The organism is Prosthecobacter algae (assembly GCF_039542385.1).
Classification (GTDB): Bacteria; Verrucomicrobiota; Verrucomicrobiia; order Verrucomicrobiales; family Verrucomicrobiaceae; genus Prosthecobacter; species Prosthecobacter algae.
The window spans coordinates 25,577-46,666 of sequence record NZ_BAABIA010000004.1; the positions used below are offsets into that span (position 1 = coordinate 25,577).

At 59.9% G+C, this 21,090-nt stretch carries 19 protein-coding genes; 11 read left to right on the forward strand and 8 right to left on the reverse strand.

Going from position 1 to position 21,090, the window contains the following annotated elements:
* The first annotated feature begins 297 nt into the window (after window positions 1-297).
* The 5 genes from ABEB25_RS10050 to ABEB25_RS10070 are packed head-to-tail and all read left to right on the forward strand — an operon-like array spanning window position 298 to window position 4,024.
* Window positions 298-1,143 carry a MotA/TolQ/ExbB proton channel family protein gene (locus ABEB25_RS10050; protein ID WP_345736269.1) on the forward strand — a complete coding sequence of 282 codons (846 nt, stop codon included), beginning with the start codon at window positions 298-300 and terminating at the stop codon, window positions 1,141-1,143.
* The gene (locus ABEB25_RS10055; RefSeq protein ID WP_345736270.1) at window positions 1,140-1,565 is read left to right on the forward strand and encodes an ExbD/TolR family protein; all 426 of its coding nucleotides are present in this window, start codon (window positions 1,140-1,142) and stop codon (window positions 1,563-1,565) included. Before ABEB25_RS10050 ends, ABEB25_RS10055 begins: the two co-directional genes overlap by 4 nt.
* A gap of 9 nt (window positions 1,566-1,574) precedes the next feature.
* Complete coding sequence (locus tag ABEB25_RS10060) at window positions 1,575-2,372, forward strand: energy transducer TonB (protein WP_345736271.1); 798 nt, start codon at window positions 1,575-1,577, stop codon at window positions 2,370-2,372.
* Window positions 2,373-3,572, forward strand: coding sequence for a hypothetical protein (locus ABEB25_RS10065; protein ID WP_345736272.1), 1,200 nt, complete (start codon window positions 2,373-2,375; stop codon window positions 3,570-3,572).
* On the forward strand, window positions 3,569-4,024 hold the full coding sequence (locus ABEB25_RS10070; protein WP_345736273.1) for an OmpA family protein: 456 nt from the start codon (window positions 3,569-3,571) through the stop codon (window positions 4,022-4,024). Before ABEB25_RS10065 ends, ABEB25_RS10070 begins: the two co-directional genes overlap by 4 nt.
* 1 nt (window position 4,025) lies before the next feature.
* Here ABEB25_RS10070 and ABEB25_RS10075 read toward each other — a convergent pair whose 3' ends face one another.
* Both ABEB25_RS10075 and smc read right to left on the reverse strand, forming a co-directional pair.
* Entirely contained in the window at window positions 4,026-4,544 is a 519-nt protein-coding gene (locus ABEB25_RS10075) for a hypothetical protein (protein ID WP_345736274.1), read from the reverse strand.
* Window positions 4,545-4,597: 53 nt separating this feature from the next.
* On the reverse strand, window positions 4,598-8,533 hold the full coding sequence (smc, locus tag ABEB25_RS10080) for a chromosome segregation protein SMC (RefSeq protein ID WP_345736275.1): 3,936 nt from the start codon (window positions 8,531-8,533) through the stop codon (window positions 4,598-4,600).
* A 300-nt stretch (window positions 8,534-8,833) separates the two neighbouring features.
* Between smc and ABEB25_RS10085 the strand changes: the two genes are divergently transcribed.
* Entirely contained in the window at window positions 8,834-8,980 is a 147-nt protein-coding gene (locus tag ABEB25_RS10085) for a hypothetical protein (protein ID WP_345736276.1), read from the forward strand.
* On the opposite strand, the gene ABEB25_RS10090 is transcribed toward ABEB25_RS10085, so the two are convergent.
* The 4 genes from ABEB25_RS10090 to ABEB25_RS10105 form a co-directional block, all read right to left on the reverse strand.
* Entirely contained in the window at window positions 8,941-9,819 is an 879-nt protein-coding gene (locus tag ABEB25_RS10090; protein ID WP_345736277.1) for a hypothetical protein, read from the reverse strand. The two genes, ABEB25_RS10085 and ABEB25_RS10090, sit on opposite strands and share 40 nt — an antisense overlap.
* A 199-nt stretch (window positions 9,820-10,018) precedes the next feature.
* Complete coding sequence (locus ABEB25_RS10095; protein WP_345736278.1) at window positions 10,019-10,438, reverse strand: thioredoxin family protein; 420 nt, start codon at window positions 10,436-10,438, stop codon at window positions 10,019-10,021.
* Between the two features lie 53 nt (window positions 10,439-10,491).
* Complete coding sequence (locus ABEB25_RS10100) at window positions 10,492-12,270, reverse strand: ABC transporter ATP-binding protein (RefSeq protein ID WP_345736279.1); 1,779 nt, start codon at window positions 12,268-12,270, stop codon at window positions 10,492-10,494.
* 48 nt (window positions 12,271-12,318) lie between these two features.
* Window positions 12,319-13,029: a trypsin-like peptidase domain-containing protein gene (locus ABEB25_RS10105; RefSeq protein WP_345736280.1), complete on the reverse strand. Its 711-nt coding sequence runs from the start codon at window positions 13,027-13,029 to the stop codon at window positions 12,319-12,321.
* 121 nt (window positions 13,030-13,150) lie between these two features.
* Between ABEB25_RS10105 and ABEB25_RS10110 the strand changes: the two genes are divergently transcribed.
* The 4 genes from ABEB25_RS10110 (at window position 13,151) to ABEB25_RS10125 (ending at window position 18,280) form a co-directional block, all read left to right on the forward strand.
* Complete coding sequence (locus tag ABEB25_RS10110) at window positions 13,151-14,827, forward strand: NAD(P)/FAD-dependent oxidoreductase (RefSeq protein ID WP_345736281.1); 1,677 nt, start codon at window positions 13,151-13,153, stop codon at window positions 14,825-14,827.
* 201 nt (window positions 14,828-15,028) lie between these two features.
* Window positions 15,029-16,627: a Do family serine endopeptidase gene (locus ABEB25_RS10115; RefSeq protein WP_345736282.1), complete on the forward strand. Its 1,599-nt coding sequence runs from the start codon at window positions 15,029-15,031 to the stop codon at window positions 16,625-16,627.
* A 100-nt stretch (window positions 16,628-16,727) separates the two neighbouring features.
* Window positions 16,728-17,096 (forward strand): ATP-dependent Clp protease adaptor ClpS, encoded by a 369-nt coding sequence (locus ABEB25_RS10120; RefSeq protein WP_345736283.1) that lies wholly within the window; start codon window positions 16,728-16,730, stop codon window positions 17,094-17,096.
* 41 nt (window positions 17,097-17,137) lie between these two features.
* On the forward strand, window positions 17,138-18,280 hold the full coding sequence (locus ABEB25_RS10125) for an alpha/beta hydrolase fold domain-containing protein (RefSeq protein ID WP_345736284.1): 1,143 nt from the start codon (window positions 17,138-17,140) through the stop codon (window positions 18,278-18,280).
* A 12-nt stretch (window positions 18,281-18,292) separates the two neighbouring features.
* Here ABEB25_RS10125 and ABEB25_RS10130 read toward each other — a convergent pair whose 3' ends face one another.
* Window positions 18,293-19,228: a ThuA domain-containing protein gene (locus ABEB25_RS10130; RefSeq protein ID WP_345736285.1), complete on the reverse strand. Its 936-nt coding sequence runs from the start codon at window positions 19,226-19,228 to the stop codon at window positions 18,293-18,295.
* 42 nt (window positions 19,229-19,270) lie between these two features.
* Entirely contained in the window at window positions 19,271-20,152 is an 882-nt protein-coding gene (locus tag ABEB25_RS10135; protein ID WP_345736286.1) for a sugar phosphate isomerase/epimerase family protein, read from the reverse strand.
* Window positions 20,153-20,314: 162 nt separating this feature from the next.
* Here ABEB25_RS10135 and ABEB25_RS10140 point away from each other — a divergent pair, with 162 nt between their 5' ends.
* Window positions 20,315-21,076 (forward strand): hypothetical protein, encoded by a 762-nt coding sequence (locus ABEB25_RS10140; RefSeq protein WP_345736287.1) that lies wholly within the window; start codon window positions 20,315-20,317, stop codon window positions 21,074-21,076.
* Window positions 21,077-21,090 lie beyond the last annotated feature (14 nt).

Sequence of the window (21,090 nt, forward strand, 5' to 3'; positions counted from 1 at the left end):
ATAAAAACCATGATGCGCTTTTCGGCAGCCCTGCATCCTGGAACGCAGGCACAAGTCTCGCGACGGATGAGATCTTATGGGCGGACTGAGGCGTCTCGCGGAGGTCCATTCTCGAAGGTGATCACGGGGGTGAGCGGTTAAAGAAGTGTCGCGCCCCAAGTCCGAGACGAGTCGCTGCCCCGATGAAAGGGAGTCCGGTCACCTTCTCAGTCCCCGACCCTGGCGGTCTTCATCAGGCTTGAATCTTATGTTGACGCCAGACTTTCAAGATCGTTTAACTACACAACTTTGTTCCCGATGCATTTGCCCCCTCTCGCTGCGGTGTCCGGCCTTCAGTTCGGGCTGGAAAACCTCTCTCTCCCCAGCCTGGTCATTGCCGGGCTTTTGGCCGTGATGTCCATGATCAGTTGGACGGTGCTGGTGGCCAAGTGGCATCTCCTCAGCCGGGCCACGGCGGCGAACAATGTGTTCATGGGCAAGTTCCGCGAAAGCGCGCATCCGCTGGCGCTTTACCTGATCCGCGAGCGCATCGCCCTGTCCCCCATGTACCATGTCTATCATGAGGCGTGCCGGGAGCTGGCCTTTTACTTGGTGGGTGAGGAGGAGCCAGGCCGCACCTTTAACAGCCGCTTGCAGGGCGCTGGTCGCATCACCTCCTCCCAGATGGGGGCGGTGCAGAATGCGATGGAGCGCGCGGTCGTCACCTCGGCCACACATGTGGAGGCGAAGCTGGGCCTGATCGCCACCGTGCTGGCAGCAGCACCTTTTCTGGGACTGTTCGGGACAGTCTGGGGCATGCTGGATGTGTTTGCCGTGCTGGCGCAGACGGAAGGGGAGGCGGGCATGGCCGAGCTGGCCCCAGGCGTGTGTTCGGCGCTGCTGACCACGCTGCTGGCGCTCTTTGTCACGGTGCCTAGCCTGATCTCGTACAACTTTCTCGTTTCCAAAATCCGTCACCTGATCGTGCGCCTGGACAACTTTGCCAATGAACTGAGCGGCGTGCTGGACCGGCAGTTTGTTGACCATCGCAGCCCCGATGAATCGCTTCCCAGCCTGGGCTCGATGGGCACCCCGACGATGCCCGGCTTTAGCAATCCCCCCAACCAGTCCCTGGCCCCTGACGGCAAATTGGCCACTGCATGAAACGTGCCTCTCAGCGTGATCTGCCCGTGCATGTCAGCCAGGTGAGCCTGGCGGCGCTGCTGGATCTTGTCCTGATCTTGCTGCTGGCCTTTGTCGTAGCGGTGCCTTTCCTGCGCCGTGTGAAAGCGCCGGAGAAGGTGGTGGTGGAGACCACGCAAGTGCTGCCCAACCCCACGCCTGCGGCGAAGATCGAGCTGCGTATCCAGCCGGATCAAAGCATCCGCCTGGATGGTCAGGTGGTGACCGGAGCGCAATTGCTGCCTTCGCTGAAGAAGCTTTTGGAATCGAAACCCGAGAGCGGGGTGCTGGTGCGGATGCCGGCGAATTTTGCCGCTGGGCCCCTGGCGCGGCTGATGGAGGAAATGCACCGTGCGGGAGTGAAGCAGACGGCGGTGGAAGTGGTGGATGGAGGCAAACCCTGATCTGAGCCCATGCCTGAGAAGACCTCCCATGCGCCTCTGGAACCTGTTTGGGCGGTGATGATCGCCGTGGTGCTAGGGCATGGGGTGATCGGCCTGGCGGCCTGGGCTTTGCTGCCCTTGTGGAAGCCAGCGCGGTTTGATCCTAACCAAGGCGCGACGGCCAATGACGGACGTTACTGGTTTGCCCCCTCAGATTATCAGCGGGTGACCGCCCCTGGCCTGCCTGCGGCCCCCCCGGAGCCAGCGAAAGCCCCGGCCACTAAGCCCGTGAAAACAGCAGCGGCCCCGCTGCCTGCCAAAAACATCCCCGGCACCCTGGCGGAGACGCCTCTGCCATCCGTCCCTCGCCCGGAAACGGCGGCGGTGCGGCCGACCAGCAAGATCATCACCCTTTCTCCGGTGCTGGAGGTGGATGCCAACGCGGTGCCCCAGGTGAAGCCCAGCCGCCCGCCCATCACGATGATGGAGATCCTGACCCAGGCCAAGCAGGCGGAAGCTGAAAAGGAAGCGACAGGCGGAGCGAACATGGACCCGGTGCTGAAAGCCCTGGAACAGGCCCTGAGCCAAGGCTGGACGCCCCCATCCGTGCAGCAGGTGCCCCTGCTCCAGCGCGATGCGCGACTGAGGTTTGTGATCGGCAAGGATGGATCCGTTCTGGAAGCCCACATGACCAAAAAATCGGGGTCTGGAGTTCTGGATGATTCAGTCAAGGACGCCGGGCGGAAGCTGAAAAAGATTTCGGAGTCTCTTCCTTCAAGTTTCCCAAAAGACCGCTACACTGTGGAAGTTAATTTCCATATTGAGTAAATGACCGGCCTGCGAAACCTCCTTGTTGTCACGCTCCTGCTGCTTCAGCCGGCGGCGCAGGCTGTGACGTTGCCCGCATGGCTCAAGCTCCCTTCCGCCCACAAAAAGGCACAGGCCAAGCTGCCGCAAAGGAAGCTGAGCGTGGGCGAGTTTTCCGGCGGCACAGGTGCCAGCGCGAAGAAGTCCCTGGTGGATGAACTGACCCAGTCGCGGGAATTCCAAATCACCGAGATGGAAGCGGAGTTCACCCTTTCGGGGTCCTCGGTAGGCGGGCGGGTTTCCGGCAAGCTGACCCGTGCAGACGGGAAGCTGATGTTTGAGCGCACCTATGCGGCCCCTGGGCTGGATGAAAACCTGCGCGCTCTGGCCGATGATGTGATCCTGGCCGCGACGGGCAGACCGGGGCTGGCGACGAGTCGGCTGGTCTTCGTAAGCGACCGCACAGGGACTAAACAAATCTACATCTGCGATGTGCAGGGGAAGGAAGTGCAGCAGGTCACCCATCATGCGCATGGGGCGGTCTCGCCATCGCTGTCGCCGGATGGCGGCGGCATCGCCTACACTTCCTACAAGTCCGGATTTCCCGTGGTCCTGATCATGGATCTGGGGCTGGGCTGGGAACGCACGGTGACCGATACGCCGGGCAGCAGCTTTGGCGCAGCTTTCTCTCCCGATGGGCAAAAGCTGGCCCTGGTGATGAGCTTTCTGGGCAACCCCGAGATCTTTGTCACGGACCTGGGCACCAACACGGCGGGCTGCATCAGCGATACCGTGGGCGCTCCCAGCAGCCCCTCCTGGCATCCCGATGGGCGGCAGGTGATCTTTGCCGATGACCGGGGCAAGGGGCCGAAGCTGTATGTGGCCGAGGTGCCTGAAAAGGACAACGCCGAGGCGCGTCTGTTCCTGTGGCGTGCAGGCTACTCTTTCTGTGCCGACCCCGAGTTTTCACCGAATGGCCGGATGGTAGCGTTCACCACTCGGATCGGCAAAGACACCGCCGTGGTGGTGAAGGAATATCCGCAGGGGACGGCCAAGGTCATCCAGGCCGAGGGAGCGCAGCATCCCTCATGGAGTCCGAACGGACGCTATCTCTGCTACTCCCAGCATGGGACGCTTTACGTGCATGATCTGCGCACCTCCCAACGCCGCGCTGTGCTGACCCAATACGGAACCATTTCCGAACCCCGCTGGATGCGATGAGAGTTTTCCTGCCCAGTTTTCTTCTGTCTGTGATGCTGTGCAGTTGTGGCACGGTGACCTCACCCTTCAACGAGAAGGAGACGGACATCGTTTTCGCCCTGGGATCGCGTGAAGGCTTCGTCAGTCCCCTGGCGGCTTCCCTGAAGCCGGCCTGCCCGGCCCTGGAATTCAACGGAACGAGCTATGCTCTCAATGGTGCCCACAAAAAGCTGCTGCTGAAGATGGCGGCTGACTGGAAACAGGAGAAGCCACGTTACCTCATCGTTGGTTATACCCCGCCCGATCTGCCTGAGGACTATGCCCGTGCTTTGTCTGAACGGCGTGCCCAGGCCGTGCGGCAGGTGCTCATCGAGGCAGGCGTGGAGGCGGCCAACCTGCAGACCGTCGGCTTCGGCCACGACTCCGCCCCCTCCGGCCCGACAACCAGCGTGGTGGTGATTTACAAGCAGTGATCTAAGATACCTTGCTCTTGAGCCACTTGTTGAAGCCAGCTTCGGACCTGTTAGCAATTTTGGTTAGGCGGCGGGAGTCGTCGTCCATCAGGCTTTTTTCTCGGCTGAGATGAGGCAAGTCCGAAAAGGGTAAATCCAGAAACTGGCTATAGACCAATTCGATCCCACTAGGTTGGAACGCCCAGCAGCAGAGATATGATCTCCTGGCCAGCGATATCATCTGATCCAGACATTTGAGAATGCTTTGGAAGTCTTGGATGCTGAAGGGTGGGAGATCAGGAGAATCCAAACGTTTTACACCGAGCATTGCTTCAAAAGACAGGCAAACGCAGGTCCTGATTTGAAGCAAGGAACGGATGAAACTGTGAGACCATGCGCTGCCTCCTTCGTCACTGAAGCTCAGCAAAGCCAGCCACTCCTCCCTTGTCTGTTCATCGAACGGTTCGGGGAGAGGTGTTGGAGTGTCGTGACAGAAGTCGTGGATCAAGCTGAAGTCTGCATTAATCCATTCACCATTCATCCAAAGCCTATTCGCAGTCTCACTTGATGGATGAATCATCGGCGAAGTGGTGATTAGGAGGCTAGCGTGGGTTCATCAGTCGATTCAGTCTCAGCGCGTTCTTGCGGCGCTTCTAAAACAAGCTCCTCATGATGTCCCTCGTCGGCGGCGACTTCGGCCTCCAGGCGCAGTTCCTCCTGCTTGCTGGGCCGCGTGTCCTCGGTGGTCATGCGCACGCCGATCGGCTTGCTGATGCCGAACTCCTGCATGGACACGCCATAGATGACATCGGCCCGGCTCATGGTGCGCTTGTTATGCGTCACGATGATGAACTGGGAGTTATCAATGAAGTTGTCCAGCATCTTGAGGAAGCGGGAGATGTTCGATTCGTCCAGCGGGGCATCAAGCTCGTCCAGCACGCAGAAGGGGCTTGGTTTGACCTGATAGATGGAGAAGAGCAGGGCCACGGCGGTCATGCTGCGTTCGCCGCCCGAGAGCAGGGAGATGGTCTGCAGCTTCTTGCCAGGCGGCTTGGCAATAATCTCGATGCCGGACTCCAGCGGATCGGTGTCGTCGGTGAGCATGAGGTCGGCCTTGGCCGTGGGGCCGAAGAGCTCGCGGAAGTTGTTGTGGAAGAAGCCGCGCACGAGATCGAAAGTCTCCGAGAACATGATCTTGGTGGTCTCGTTGATCTTGGCGATGACCTGGAGCAGTTCCTCCTTGGAATTGACAAGGTCGTTGTGCTGGGTGTCGAGGAAGTTGTGACGCTCCTCCAGCTCTTCGAATTCCTGGATGGCATCCAGGTTCACCGGGCCGATGCTTTCAAGCTTCTGCCGAAGCTCACCGACGACCTCGTTGACGAAGTCCCAGTCAGGATGGCCTTCTTCGCCAGGGATCTCAATGGCATCGAGGTCCACTTCATCGGCATCCACAACAGGGATGGCGACGGTTTCTTCAGCATCTTCGGGAGGCGTGATTTCATCCTCCACGGGAGCCTCGGAGGCGACAGCTTTTGGCGGCATGTCATCGTCTGCCTGATTGGCCACGAAAGAGATGCCTTTGCGTTTGTCACCACCACGGCCACGGGATTTTTTCTGTTCGCTGATGCTGTACATCAGGGCGTGGTAGTCGGGCTCAAAGGCGGAGATGTGGAAGGAGTAGCGCTCCTGCACCTGGTGGATGAGGTTCTCGAGCCGCAGGTCCACGCGGGTGAGCTGCACCTCGATGCGGTTGCGGGAATCGCTGAGACCGGTGGTCTGCAGACGCAGTTGAACGAGCTGGTTTTCGAGCTCGGTGACACGTTCGAAAGCGGCGGCGCGTTCTTCGGTCTTGTTCTGCAAATGTTCGTCAATGGCCTCAATGGCTCCGCGCTGTGATTCGACCTGTTCGGCGAAGCGGGCGTTTTCGGCGAGGCTTTGTTCGATGCGGTTGCGCCAGGTGTTGATCTCGAGATCGAAGCGCTGAATGGCAGCTTCCAGTTCATGCAAACGAGTGGCCATGGGGGCCTTCTGGCGCTCGATGGACTGAAGGGCGCTCTGCTCGAGAGCGAGGGCGGTGCGGAGTTCATTGAGGCGTTCGCTGGATTCGAGTTCGCGGCGAAGGAAGGCTTCCATCTCGATTTCGAGTTCGCCTTCGTGAATGCGGGCTCCTTCGAGCTGCTCCTGTGCGACGGAGGATTCCTCCCTCTGCCAAGCGATCTGGGCCTCGGCGGCTTGAATGCGGCTGGTGATCTGGTTTTGATCCCACTCCACGCTTTCCAGCTTGGTGGTGGCCTGCTGGAGGGCGCGCTGGACGACGGAGAGCTTGCCGGTGAGCGTGGAGAAGCCTTCGCGGGCGCGCTGGCTTTGCTCACGCAGGGTCACTTCCTCACGCTGCATGTCTTCCACCTGGGCGCGGAGCGTGGCCACGGCATCTTCCTTTTCCAGGACCTGGTATTCATAACCTTCGAGCTCGACCTTGAGGGTGCGGACTTCCGCTTCACGGCGCAGCATGGAGGCGGCCTCTTCCTTGGTCGCACCGCCGTGGATGATGCCATCGGCGGCGATGAATTCGCCCTTCATGGTGGCGATGGCGACATCGCGGAGCTGCTTTTTCAGGCGCAGGGCGGTGTGCAGGTCTTCGACGATGAGGACGTTGTTGAGCAGGCGGTCGGTGAGCTCCTGCACGCCCTGGCGTGCCTTCACCTTGTCCACCGCCCAGGCGATGCCGCCCTCGGGCACGAGCTGGCGGTCCGGCACGGCCCGCATGGTGGCGAAGTCGTGCGGCAGCAGGGCGGCCTTGCCAAGCTGTTTGTTAGACAGGCGATCGAGGATCTGGGAGGCGAGCTCGCTGTCAGTCAGAAGCACGGCCTGGAGGTGGTCGCGAAGCGCGGCCTCGATGGCGGCGATGAACTGGGGCTCGACCTCGATGGCGGAGGCCAGCAGGCCACGCACGCCCACGGAGAAGACTTCGGGATTGTCGAGACCCTTCAGGACCTGCTGGGTGCCTTCGGCAAGGCCTTCGCCTTTTTGCAGAAGCTGCTCGATGATTTCGATGCGGGAACGGCGCTGGGTGACGGCGCGCTGTAGCTCGGTGAGTTCTTCGTTGAGGGCATCCCGCTGGGAGCGTTTTTCGATGATGTCGCGGGCGCAGTTCTTGGCCTTTTCATCCAGCTCATCGCGAGTTTGTTCGAGGTCCTGAATTTCGCTCTGCAGGTTGTCGAACTCGATCTGGCTGGCCTCCTTGGCCTGCGAGGAGGCCTGGCGGTCATGGGCCAGGGTTTCGTGGCGCTGGCGGTCAGCGGAGATCTGATTGGTCAGCGACTGGGCGCGGGCATCGGCGGCGGCGATCTGGCCTTCAAACTGGCGGATGGATTCGCGCACGGCGCGGCGGTCGCTGTCCAGGCGGCTGCGGTCTGGCAGGATGGAGTTGTGGACGGAGAGGTGCTCATTGAGCGACATCTGCCGGGTCTCGATGTTTTCCCGGATGCTGATGAGCTGCTCATCGGCGCTGATCATCTCGGCGCGCTGCTGTTCCAGGTGCTGCTGGCCCTGCTGGATCTGCTCCTCATTCTGGCGGATGCGGCCATGCAGCTCTTCGTTACGCTCATTGTTAAACCCGATGCGGCCTTCGGCGCTCTGCACCTGGCTGCGGAGCTCCTGCGACTGCTGGCGGAGCTGGTTGATCTGGGACTCGACGGAGTGATAGGCCTCGCGGGTTTCGGTGGCTTCCAGTTCGGTGGTCTGCAGGCGACTTTGCAGATGCTCGAGCTGCTCGGTCATCATGCGCACATGATTTTCGGACTCGGCTTTTTCCGCGCTGTAATCGCTGTACTGCCGGTGGGCGAGATGGGTGTCAAACATGCGCACGTCATCCAGCAGGGTCTGATAACGGCGGGCTTTGGCGGCCTGACGCTGGAGGGTGCCCATCTGGCGTTTCACCTCGGCAATGACATCGGCCACGCGCAGCAAGTTAGCTTCGGTGTATTCGAGTTTGCGCAGGGCCTCCTTTTTCTGGCCTTTGAATTTGGTGATGCCGGCGGCTTCTTCGAAGACCATGCGGCGGTCTTCAGGCTTCGAACTGAGCAGCATGTCAATCTGGCCCTGGGCCATGATGGAGTAGGCCTGCCGGCCAATGCCGGTGCCGGAGAAGAGATCGTTGATGTCCTTCAGACGGCAGACGGTGTTGTTCAGGCGGTACTCGCTGCGGCCATCGCGGAAGACTCGGCGGCAGATGGCCACCTCGTTGTATTCCACGCCAAGGGCCTGCTCGCAGTCGGCCATGGTCAGCACCACTTCGGCAAGGCCTACGGGCTTGCGTTTGTCGGTGCCATTGAAAATGACATCCGCCATTTCCTCACCACGAAGGGCCTTGGCCGAAGTCTCGCCCAAGACCCAGCGGATGGCGTCCACGACATTGGACTTGCCGCAACCGTTAGGGCCGACGATGCCGGTGACACCTTTGTGAAACTCAAAGTGCGTCTTATCGGCGAAAGACTTGAAGCCGTGAAGGGTGAGGCTTTTGAGGTACATGATGGTGAAGGGATGGAACCTGAGAAGGTGCCTGACAAGGGGACCCTTGAGCAAGTGAGAAGGGGTTATTTTACCATATCTTGTGGTCGTTTAATATCTTTAAAACAAGATGTGGGATTTTTCGGTGCGCGCTTTCTGTGAATAGCGGGCTCGACTGTGAATAAATGATGGCGGGTTGCCTGTGCTCTGGAATCCAGCGCAAAGAGGCAATCATGAAATTTCACACTCGTCGATTAGGGGCTCCAGAAAGTGTGTTTGCTTGGTCGGGTCTTCTGCGACTAGTTCGGCACCGACCGTCTCATGTGGGCCAGCGATTGCCCCTTCCAGGTGGACCCCGGCCACACCTACAAAGACTCCATCGCCCTCATCCGCGATCGCCTGTTGGCTCCCCTGACGTTGCAGGCCGATTACTTCACGAAGCTGCCATTGCGCCATTTACTCAAATAATCGACGACGATACTCACGCTTATCGAGCGGTTCGATAGCAATCCTGGGGCGTTGATCAGTTTCGGCACTTTCTCCAGAAGACCGGCTGCTACCGCCGCATCGTCTGCATGCAGATTACCTCCGGCGGAAGCATAGGCAGCAATCACACCGGCCACATCGAGAAATACGGCCGTCAGTGCATGGTATTGGAAAGCACGGGCAGCATTGGGATTGTCTAAAAATTCGCCAAGTCTATCTGGAGTAGGCCCCAATAGCAGGTTAGCGTCCTGTTCTAGCAAAAGAGCATTGCTTGCCTCAATCAGATTCACTGGTTTTCCGCTCTGCAACTCTGCGACCAAGGCGCGTGCTTGTTTGGAATCAGGAGCACTCGTATTTAGCATGGTGATCAGTGAAGACTTGCTAAATCGATTTGATGCGATTGAAGCCAACAGGGATCGCGCTTCGTCTGGCGACAAATGGCCGCTGATCAGGCCGGGCACAATGCTGTTGTACAGTTTCAACTCACAGTCAGCAGAGACGAGAGCGTTCTCGTAGGCGGGAGTTTCGGACACCGCTTTATGCAGTTCAACCAACTCGGACAATTGACGTTTGGCCGCCTCTGGGTTCCCATCGGTCCACATGATGCTCACGCTGGCAGCTTGTTTCCAGGCAGTCCTGACCTCTGGCAATTTGGCTCCGCCATCCGTAGGCTTTAGGTTGGCTGGCGTGCTGGTTATTGTCGGAGTCTTCTTCGATGAAGCCGCCGCTGCCGTTTGCTCTGTCTGCTGGTCACAAGAAGCGGAGCAGACAGCGATGAGTGCCGCGAGAGCATGAAGTGTGGATTGAGAGTGTTTTCTCATAATGGTCAGTCGGTTCCCGCTGGTGGTGGTGTGGTGCTGAGCTGCCCCCGAAGGTCGAGTCAGTTTTCACACTGGATCGTGGAATCCGAGTTTGATCTTTCTTTCTGTATGTAGCCATTCATTGCGAAGGCTGAACGGCACAAAAAAGCCCGCCTGCGAGTGACGCAGGCGGGCGAATGAATTTTAAAGCAGGTTCAGATCACTTGGCTTTCACGAGCACCTTTTCCAGAGTGCCGGCGAAATCGCCGGGGGTGGTGCCGCCGATCTGGTTGCCGAGGTCTTTGCCATTGGCGCTCAGGAACTGGATGTGGGGGATGCCTTCGACCTTATACTTGGAGGAAGGGGCGGCATTGGCTTCCTGGTCCACGTCGAGATAGGCCCAGACGAATTTGTCATGCAGGGGGGTGACTTCCTTGCTGGGATAGACGGCCTTCTTCATGGACTGGCATGGACCGCACCAGGCGGCAGAGAAGACGAGGATGACCGGTTTGTTTTCCTTCTTGGCCATCTCCAGGGCGGCTTTGTAGTCGGTGCCGAATTTCGGACTGCCATCTGGAAAATCAGCGGCGAGCAGGGGCAGGGTAAAAACGGCAGCGAGGAGGGTAATGAGCTTTTTCATAAGTCGGGGTGCGTGGTTCACGGCACGTGGATAGGACGTGCGTGATCGGGTTTTTATTCCAACTGTAAACGCGCGAGGGTGCCATAAAGGCTGCCTTCTTTGGCCACGAGCTCTTCGTGCGTGCCGCGCTCGACGATGGTGCCGGCACTGAGGACGAGGATCTGATCACAACGGCGCACGGTGGAAAGGCGGTGGGCGATGATGATGGAGGTGCGGTTTTCCATGAGCTTGTCCAAGGCGTCCTGCACGAGACGTTCGCTTTCGGCATCGAGGCTGCTGGTGGCTTCATCCAGGATGAGAATGGCGGGGTCTGCGAGGATGGCGCGGGCGATGGCGATGCGCTGGCGCTGACCGCCGGAGAGCTGGGTGCCGCGCTCACCTACGAGGGTGTCGTAACCTTCGGGGAGTTTTTCGACGAAGAGGTGGGCATTGGCTTTTTTGGCGGCCTCGATGATCTCGGCCTCGGTCGCGTCCGGCTTGCCGTAGGCGATGTTTTCCCGGATGCTGCCGCCGAAGAGGAGGACCTCCTGCGGCACCAGGGCGAGGTTTTTTCGCAAGGTAGGCAAAGCCATGCCGGAGATGGGCTGGCCATCCACAAGGATGCGGCCACTGGTGGGCTCATAAAAGCGGTAGAGCAGGGAGATGGAGGTGGTCTTGCCGCTGCCGCTGGGGCCGACGAGGGCGATGCGCTGGCCGGCCTTGGCCTGGAGGGAGAACTCGCGCAGCACGGGGGCCTCTGGCCGGGTGGGGTAGGCAAAGCAGATGTCCTGCATCTCGATCTCGCCTTTGAAGCGGACCTTGGGGGCATCGGGGGCTTCCGGCTCGGTGGGTTCCAGCAGGATCTCACGCACGCGGTCGGTGGCACCGAGGGTGCGCTGGATCTGGGTGATGAGCTCCGAAAACTGGCCGACGGAGGAGGCGATGACGGCGCTGAAGGCGGCGAACTGGGTGAGGTCTTTGGAGCTGATCTGGCCTTCACTGAGCATGCGCAGGGCAACCCAGGTGACGACGATGAGCGCGAGGCTGAAGGCAAAGATGATGAAGGCGACAAAGGCGGCGCGGGGGGCGGCGGCGCGGATGGCGGTGGTGAGGAAATTGCCAAGGTTTTGGTTATACCGGGCCATCTCATGCGCCTCATTGGCAAAGGCCTTGACGCTGATGATGCTCTGCAGGCTTTCCTCTACCACGACCTGGGTGCTGGCGAGGTCGTCCTGGGCCTTGCGGGTGAGCTTGCGGATGCGGGCACCGAAGATGGCGATCATGATGATGACCACGGGGATGGTGGCGATCATCACCAGGGCGAGCTTGACGCTGATCTGAAGCACCAGGATGAGGGAGCCCAGCAGCATGACGCTGTGGCGGATGAACATGGGGATGGCGACCACCAGGGTCTCGCGCATGGATTCCACGTCATTGGCGAGACGGGAGGCCAGCTCGCCGACACGGCGGGCATTCAGCGTGCCCATGGGCAGGCGAATGATGCGGCTGAAGGTTTCCCGGCGCAGGGTGGCCAGGGCGCGTTCACTGGCCTTGGCAAAGAGCATGATGCGCCAGAAGGCGATAAAGGCCTGAGCTGTGACGATGGCGGCCAGAATGAAGATGGAGTGCTGCAGCTCAGCCATCCATTCAGGCCCTGTGGCACCGCCGAGTCCCTTGCCCACCACTTCAGCCGTCAGCTTGAAAAAGGTGACGGAGAGTACGGCGGTGGTCGCCAGGGCGATGAGCGCGGGGATGAAGACATTAAAATGCGGCCGCAGATAGCGCAGGAAAAAAGCGGCATCCCGCCAGGCGGCGCGGTCCCAGATCTTTTTGGTCGGTGGGGTGTCAGGCATGAAAATTCAGGAGAGGAGATAGATCAGGAAATGGGTGGCTTGCACGGACTACTTGGCATTGGCCAGCAGTTTGAGGATGGAAGTGGCAGGATTTCCCATGCCGAGGATGGATCCATCGCGCTCTCCGCCGCCGACATTGATGGCCACCACTTGGCCGGATGTGTTTAGCACCGGGGCACCGCTGGTCCCGGCCAGGGCGACATCTTTGGCCGCGAATTCATAGACCAATTCCGTCTCGGTGGAGACCTGAACGATGGCGGGGAGCATGTCGAGGGTTTCCTTGCCGCGCTGCCGTCCGTGGAGAAACACGGTGTCTCCGACTGCGGGCGGAGTTTTGGCCAGATGCAGGGTGGCGCGAACGGTGGGCAGATCCACCCGGTAGGCGGCCACATCCTGTGCATAGCCCTGGTCGTCGGAGCCACGGGCGCCTGGAATGGTCACCGGGCGGGTGGAGGTGATGGCCTTGGTGGGGTCCGTGATGGACAGCCCGGTCACGGCGACGAAAATCTGGGGCACTTCCTGCCAAGTGAAGTCACGTTCCAGACCACAGGCGGGACCAAAAAGATGGTGAGCGGTGAGAAGAAGTGCCTTTTCCTCCCCGGGCACACGGCAGAGAAAGGCGGTGCCGCCTGAAAAGGAGTCTTGCCCGCTCATGAAAGTGGGCTTGAGAACCACGTGAGGCGGTACGCCAGGGTTTGGGGCTGGCTCTGCACCCATGCCGACCGCTGCCAGGCTGGCTAGCAGGAGGAATGAACGCAAAAAGGATGGCGGTGAGGTCAACAAGGGCGGGCAGTGTGGAAGGGATGGGGCGGGATGGCAAGGGCGGCAGTCATCTGGTTGCAACAACGGCCAGGATGAACGAACGGGTTTCCCGCCTCTCATGCTGCAAGTTTCTCAACTCAATCTCCCTGTGGACCACACCGATGCCGACCTGCGTACGGCATTGCTGAAACGGCTGGGGGTGAAGGATGCGACCTTTACCCTCAAACAGCGCGCCATTGATGCCCGGCGCGGCCATGTGAACTTCAGCTACACGCTGCTGGTGGAGGTGGCGGATGAAGCCCGGGTGCTGAAAGCCCTGAAGGATGACACGAAGGTGATCGTGGCACCGGATGAGACGTATGTGGAGGTCAAAGCGGGTCAAGGAGGTCAAGGAGGTCAAGGCGGTCAAGGAGGTCAAGGCGGTCAAGGCGGTCAAGGCGGTCAAGGAGGTCAAGGAGGTCAAGGAGGTCAAGGAGGTCAAGGGCGGCCAGTGATTGTGGGGACGGGGCCTTGTGGGCTGTTTGCGGGGCTGTTGTTGGCACGGGCGGGTTTGAAGCCGATCCTGTTGGAGCGTGGTAAGGCCGCAGGCGACCGGGCGCGAGATGTGACCGGCTTTTGGCGGCGTGGTTGGGATTTCAATCCCGAGTCCAATGTGCAGTATGGGGAAGGGGGCGCAGGCACCTTTTCCGATGGCAAACTTTACACGCAGATCCGCGACCGTGAGCACCGCATTCCGTGGCTGCTGAGGGAAATGGTGGCTGCGGGTGCGCCGGAAGACATTTTGATCAAAGCGCGACCGCACATCGGCACGGATCGTCTGATCAAGGTGGTGCGGCATGTGCGGGAGGAGATCATCTCCCTCGGAGGCGAGGTGAGGTTCAGCTCCCGTGTCAGCGATGTGGTGGTGGAAAAAGGGGCGATGCGTGCCGTGGTGCTGGCGGATGGGGCGGTGATCGAGGGCAGCCCGATCGTCTTTGCCATCGGCCACAGCAGTCGGGACACCTTTTCGATGCTGCACGCGCGTGGCATTCCCTTTGACCCCAAACCCTTCTCGGTGGGCGTGCGAATCGAGCACCCGCAGAAGCTGGTGGACAAGATGCTGTTTGGCAAATGGGCCGGGCATGATCGGCTGGGTTCGGCCCCTTACAAATTTGTGGCGCATTGCGATACGGAGCGGAGCGCGTACAGCTTTTGCATGTGCCCCGGGGGGCTCGTGGTGGCGGCGACCTCTGAGCCGGGGATGGTGGTGACCAATGGCATGAGCAGCTATGCGCGTGCGGAGGCGAATGCGAATGCGGGCTTCATGGTGGAGGTGGGGCCCCAGGACTATGGGCAGGCGCATCCGCTGGCAGGCATCGAGTTTCAGCGGCAGATCGAACGCCGGGCCTATGAGGTGGGGGGCAGCAACTACCATGCCCCGGCGCAGCTTCTGGGGGATTTCCTCGCAGGCCGTGCCTCCACCAGCCAGGGGACAGTGAAGCCTTCCTATGAGCCGGGTGTGGTGTGGACAGATCTGCGCGAGGTGCTGCCGGAATCCGTCATCGCTACGCTGAAAGAAGCGGTGCCGCGCATCAACAAAAGCCTGCCTGGTTTTGATCTCGAAGATGCGGTTTTAACGGCGGCTGAAACCCGCAGTTCTGCGCCGGTGCGCATCCCGCGTGATCCGGCCACCTATGAGTGTGTGTCGCTGAAGAATTTTTACCCGGCAGGTGAAGGTGCAGGGTATGCCGGTGGCATCATCTCGGCTGCGGCGGATGGCATGCGGATTGCGGAGGCCATTTTGCGGGCGCGGTGATCAGAAGGTGGAGGTTGTTTCACAAGGGCCTCTTAGATCGCCTTCCGTGGCAAGGCGTTCTAAGAGGGGTTGATTTAGGTGCCTGAGGGGCGGCTAAACGTCGCCGCCAAGCGTTTTTGTGTGTAGAATAGTTTTCAACAATCGCTCAACGTTTCCGTCATAGCCACTGCGCAGATACGCGTTTTGAAAACTTACCCACCCATGAAAACACCCATCCGATTGACTCAAATCCTGGCCGCTGCGGGACTGTTGACTCTCTCCATCAGCCCCCTTGTCGCCGATCTCAAAAGTCCTACCAAGCTGGCCGCCAGCGAGTTCCATGCCCGTCTTTTGAAAGACGACACGGCGCTGCCCGCCGGCGGGCAGTTGCAGATGAGCTACGCCAACGTGGTGGAGAAAATCCTCCCCAGCGTGGTCACCATCTTTGCCTATGGTGGCAAGGCGGAATCCGAAACTCACAAGCTGGAGGACATTCCGCCGCAGTTGCGTCCCTTCTTTGATCGCTTCTTTGATGAGGAGGGCAATCCGGAGCAACAACCCCAGCAACCGCGCAATCCGCGTGGCCGCCGTGGTGGCCCGCAGCAGCAGGACAATGAGCGCCTCCGCCCGAATGGCGTGGGCTCAGGCTTCATCGTCTCCAGCGACGGCTACATCATGACGAACAACCATGTGGTGGGCGAGGCGGACAAGATCGAAGCCGTGGTGGAGGTCAATGGCCTCAGCCGCACTTATCTGGCCAAGGTGGTGGGTACGGATCCGCTGACCGATGTGGCACTGATCAAAATTGACGCCACAGACCTGCCGCAGGCAACGCTGGGCGACAGTGACAAACTGCGCGTGGGCGACATCGTTCTGGCCGCAGGTGCGCCGATGGAACTGAACCGTTCCGTCACGCAGGGCATCGTCAGCGCCCTGGGCCGCAGCGGCATGAACATCGTGAACAACGGCCGCATGGCGGGTTATGAGGATTTCATCCAGACCGATGCCTCCATTAACCCAGGCAACTCTGGCGGTCCGCTGGTGGATGCGCTGGGCCGCGTGGTGGGCATCAATACGGCCATCCTTTCCCGTTCAGGGATGAATGCCGGCATCGGCTTTGCGATTCCGGTGAACATGGCCATGCGCATTGTGGAGGACCTGATTGACAATGGCTCCGTCCGCCGTGGTCGCCTGGGCATTGAGCTGATGGATCTGGACAGTGAGAAGGCGGAGATCCTGGGCCTGAAGGACCAGGGCGGGGCCGTGGTGCGCGCTGTGTTTAATGACACACCTGCGGAGAAAGCCGGCATGGAGCCCGGAGACGTGGTGACCCATGTGGACGGCCAGCGCGTGGACAGCAGCGCCAAGCTGCGTCTGGTGATCAGTGGTCGCAAACCGGGTACGGCCGTGAACCTGACCGTGATGCGCGATGGCAAGAGCCTGCCAGTGACGGCCACGCTGGATGAGATGACGGACAACACCGTCGCCCAGGCCAATGGCAACTCGCTACGCGGTGGCGGCACCGGCACCAGCATTGCCGAGATCATCCCCGGCGTGACGGTGCAAAACCTGACGCCAGCCACCCGCGAACGTTATGACATCCCCGCCAATATCACGGGGGTGATCATCACCAAGCTGGAGGCCGAAAGCCGTGCTGCGGCCATGGGCATGGAGGAAGGTGATGTCATCATGAGCGTGAACCGAAACCCGGTGCGCGCCGTGGGCGAAGCGCATGAAATGGCCAAGACCTCGGACAAGGTTGTCACGCTGAAAGTCTATCGTGGTGGCGACACCATGCTCTTCATGGTGAATAAGAACTGATCCGTAGGAAACAAGATGCAGCCCGTGCCTTGACCCAAAGGCACGGGCTTTTTCGTCCACCAGGGCTTGAGAAGCGGCCCATTTAGTGCATGATGATGTTGTGACAGGTTCGTTCCATGGCCCACCCCCAGCCTCGGCGACTCCCGTTCTGCCGGGCAGGCCGCGTACGGCCCCTGCGGAGCCGAGTCTCCAGCCAGATCTGGAACCGCCGTACCATGTGATCCTGCATGACGACGATGAACACACTCATCGTTATGTGGTGAACATGATGATGCAGATCTTTGGATACGATGCCTCGAAGGGCTTTCAGATCGCCTGTGAGGTGAACGAAAGTGGTCGAGCCATCGTGGTGACCTGCCACAAGGAACTGGCCGAATTTCGGGTGGACCAGATCCATAAGTATGTGGACGAACTTCCTGCCGCCAATGAACCCGGGCCCATGAAGGCCTCCATGGAGCCGGCGGAGTAAGTTTGAAACTTTTTGCAGGCTAGGCGGGTTAAAGGAGGACCATGAAGCCTTCCTTCACCCTTTTGCTGCTCTCATCCCTTTCCTTCAGCGCCCTGGCTCAGGAGACGCCCGCCACGGCGGACCGGACCCAGCGGTTGTTTGACCAGATCGATGCCAACAAGGATGGCAAGCTGGGAAAGGAAGAGTTGCCGGAACGGCTGCGGCCGAATTTTGAGCGGGTGGATACGGACAAGGACGGATTTATCTCGCGCACTGAGCATCAGGCCGTTGTGGGCCGGTCAAAACAGGCACGGCCAGCACCCGGCAAGCGGCCCGTGCCTGCGGGAGTCGAGGCGAAACTGGACCTCGCTTATGCCGAGACGGACAATCCGCGCCAGAAACTGGACCTTTATCTGCCCAAGCTGCGCAAAACGGAGAAGCCGCTGCCGGTCATTGTTTTCATTCACGGCGGCGGCTGGAGGGGAGGGGACAAGGCTGGCGGCATCGGCAATGTGGGGCGTTATGTCGCCTCAGGAGAGTATGCCGGGGTCTCGGTGGGCTACCGCCTAACCAACGAAGCTCAATGGCCTGCGCAGATTCATGATTGCAAGGCCGCCATCCGCTGGGTGAAGGCGCATGCGGCTGAGCATGGTCTGGATGCGACGAAGATCGCCGTTTGGGGAACCTCTGCCGGTGGTCATCTGGTCTCCATGCTGGGCACCAGTGGCGATGTGAAGGAGCTGGAAGGGACCCTGGGCAAGCATTTGGACCAGGACAGCAAGGTCACCTGCGTGGTTAACTTTTTCGGGCCGGAGAATTTTCTGACCATGGTCCGTCAGCCCAGCACGATTGATCGTACCCAGGGCAAAGATTACCCGGAGGCTCTGCTGCTGGGCGGCCCTGTGCCGGAGCGTGAAGCTGTGGCGAAGGAGGCCTCTCCAGTGACGCATGTCTCGGCAGGAGACGCGGCCTTTTTTACCGCCCATGGAACGAAGGACCCCCTAGTGCCCTATGCCCAGGGGGAGGAGATTCATGCGGCGCTGACGAAGGCCGGTGTGCCCTCCATCCTGCAGGAGATGACGGATGGCGGTCATGGCTTTCGCAGCGAGGTGCTGGACCAGCGGCTGAAGCAGTTCTTTGACCTTCATCTGCGCGGCATCGAATCCAAGATCGAAACCACGCCGATTGCGATCGGGGCCAAGTAAGGCTGTGCGGCCTTACTTCTTGGGCTTGGCGGGAGCGGGTGGCTTTGGCTCCACGTAAGGAGGGTTTGTGTAGGCTCCAGGGGCCACTTCCTTGATGTTGGCCGGCACCTCGGCCTGCACCTGGCCGAGGGCCCAGCGCACGCCGCCGATGAGGATGTCCTGGAAGACAGGATTGGTCCAGATGTCCTCACGGTGGCCCATGGCGGTGTACCACACGCGGCCTTCGCCTTCCTTGCGTGCCCAGGTACTGGGGAAGGCAGGACGTTTGTATTCGTCACCTTTCATCGCCGGGGCATCCATCACACTGAGTACGTGGATGTCAGGGGAGAAGTCTTTGAGAGAGTACCACTCCTCATGGAAGGAGTATTCGGGGCCTACCTTTTCAAAGCCGGGGAACTTGGGATTCACCACTGTGTTTTTCACCGCCTGCTGGGCGCCGTGCTTGATGAATTCGCCGCCGAGGAAGCGCACGTAGGAGTCGGCCTGCTCCCCGTGATTGAGGTAACGGTCCGGGCCTTTTTTGGACTCGTTGTTGGTGTGGAAGGTGTCGCTGGCCGAGTGGGTGCCGATGAAACCTTTGCCGGATTTGACGAAGTCAAAGAGGGCCTGCTTGCCTTCGGCGGTCATCGGGGGCTGCTTGTCGGTGCCTTCTTCGAGAAGATTGCCAGTGGTGTAGAAAAAGACGGCGTCAAACTGGGCCAGATAGTCTTTGCCAAACTTTGAGCCGTCCTTGGAAAACTCGAAGTCCCAGCCCTGCTTGGTGCCGAGTTCCAGCAGCACTTTTTCAGCGTAACTGGGCTGGCCGTTTTTCCAGGAGATGACGCTGTGCTCAAAGCCGCTGGACTTGGAGAAGAACAGGATGCGGGGCTTCTTGGCCTCGGGTGCGGCAAAGACGAGACTGAGGGCGAGGCCAAGACAGGCCAGGGGGGCTAGGAATTTCAGGAACATGATGGGCTGGGCTTTTATCCTGGGAGGGACGGGGTGTAAAGGCTAGGCTGCGGCTTTCCGGGCTGCGGTGACGAGATCCATGAACAGCTTTTTCTGTTCAGCGAGGGCGGCGACGCGATCGGCTGGCTTGGTCCTGGCTTCTAGCAATATCCAGCCTTCGTAGTCGGCCTCAACGAGGAGTTTGGCCAGTTGGTCATAGGGATACTTGCCTTCATTGACTTCGCGGATGTGGGTGGTCTTACCCAGGAAGGATTGTACTTTGGCAAAGTTGGCGGCGATGCCTTCGCCTTTCAGGTCTTCGTCATTGGAGTTCCAGCAGACGCGGACGTTGTCGCGCGCGGCTACTTCCATGATGGTTTTGATATGGCCGAGGTCGCAGACACCTCCGTGTACTTCCAGGCGGATTTCCTGGCCGAAACCCAGGGCGTAATCGCCGAGTTCGGCCAGGGACTTACCGATCTGTTCCAGGGTCTTTTCCACGGGCACCTCTTTGGGGAGGGCGTTTGGTTTCACCTTCACGCCGCTGCCGCCGATGTCGTGGCTGAGCTTGATGTAGTCTTTGGCCGTGGCGAGGTGCTTCTGCACCTGGGCTGCATCGGCACTGTGAAACTCGGCATTGGTGCCCATGCCCAGCACCTCGACTGGAGAGTCTTCGAAACGTTTGCGAACTTCGGCTCGCTGAGGTGCGGTCAGGGTAGGTTCCACCTTGTGGGCGTGTTCGATGCGCAGTTCCACGCCTAGCACCTGGGCCTGTTCGCAGTTGGCGATGAGGGTGGGAAGATCCCAGTCCGCACCCCACATGTAGGTCACCAGGCCACACTGGATGTTTTCACCCTTGTAACTGAGCTTGGCCTCCTGAGCGGCGAGAAAGCCGGTGGCGCTGCTGCCGAGGAGGGTGGTGAGGAAATGGCGGCGGGTGTTCATGGGATAAGACGGATGAAGGGAAGTTGAACGAAAGCCCGGGGGGGAAACAATCCTTTTTGTCCGGCATTTTGATCGGTGGTGACGGGCTGATCCTTTACCTCTGCCTAAGTCTAATGAAAGCGCAGGCATGCCGTTGTTGTCCTGGCTGATAAACTTTTGGTTATGAACTTCCTCCCTTTGTTTCTGCGTGCCTGTCACGGCCTACATGCCCTGGTTGTCCTGCTGCCCCTTTGCCTGGGGAGCTGCGTGGGGGCAGGGGTGAAGTCGGAGGTCACCTTTAGGGATCCGGCGTTTGTCCAGGGGGCCCTGAAAGGAAAAACGGTGGCCGTCACGGGTGTGCTGGTGGGTCGCCACATCAATCTGCCCAACCGAGTGCAGGAAGCCATGATCGGTGAAGATCTGGAGGTTTTGCTCAAGGCTTCGCCCGCACTGGGCACCGTCATCGGAGGAAAGGTTTTTGAGCAGAAGGTGGGGAAGGTCTGGGATCGTGCCCTGTGGCAGAAATCTGGCAGCTTGAAACTGGCCCTGACCCCGGCGCAAAAGGCCAGGGTCCAGTCCCTGGGCATTCATTACTTCCTGGTGGTCACCCTGCCGGTAAACAACACCCATGAGGAGATTGACCGTGATGCTTTGACTCACACCAACACCACCTATGACGAGAAGGGAAACGTGGAGACCTGTGACTCTACGACAACTTACACCATCCAGGCTATGAGCTTCCGTAGGCTGGTGGCCTGCCATCATCTGTATGATGTGGCCAGCGGACGCAACGTCTGGCGCACGTATGGCGAGCACGTTCTTTGTCGAACGTCTGAAAGGGCATCTACTTCCGGCTACCCTGAGCCGCCGCCTTTCCCGGCTCCGCCAGGGGAGTCTGAAGTGGTGGAAGCAATCTCTGAAAAGGTGCTGAAGCAGCTCCAATAAAAAGGCCCGCACCT